General features: G+C 66.1%; 1 protein-coding gene. It reads right to left on the bottom strand.

The genetic code is table 11. The annotated features are described in order from the left end of the window. On the bottom strand, positions 1 to 463 hold a 463-nt coding region (locus AB4Z35_RS30445; protein ID WP_442101220.1), incomplete at both ends, for an ATP-binding cassette domain-containing protein.

The raw sequence follows: 463 nt of genomic DNA, 5'->3' as shown, positions 1-463 counted from the left end.
GCTCGGCATAGGTCAGCAGCCCGGCCTGCGAATTGCGCCGATGCTGCATGCCGATCAGCTCCAGCACCTCGTCTGCCCGCTCGCGGGCGTCGCGCAGTTCGGAGAGCCGGTGCCAGAACGAATACTTGTAGCCGAGCGACCACAGCACCGCGCAGCGCAGGTTCTCGAACACGGACAGCCGGTGGAAGATATTGGTGATCTGGAAGCTGCGCGAGAGCCCCATCCGGTTGATCTCGAACGGCCGCAGCCCGCTGATGGGCTGGCCGTTCAGCCTGACCGTGCCCGAGCTAGGCGCAAACCGCCCCGAGATCAGGTTGAACGTGGTGGACTTGCCSGCSCCGTTCGGCCCGATCATCGCGTGGCGCTCTCCCTTGCCGATGGCCAGCGTCACGCCACGGATGATCTCGGTCTGGCCGAACWTCTTGCGCACATCGATGAGTTCCAGCGCGGGTGTGCCCCCGCC

The sequence above is a fragment of the Pseudomonas sp. KB_15 genome, assembly GCF_052114525.1.
Lineage (GTDB): Bacteria > Pseudomonadota > Gammaproteobacteria > Pseudomonadales > Pseudomonadaceae > Aquipseudomonas.
The sequence above is the reverse complement of the archived record's forward strand: the minus strand, read 5'-3'. Positions and strand labels throughout refer to the sequence as shown.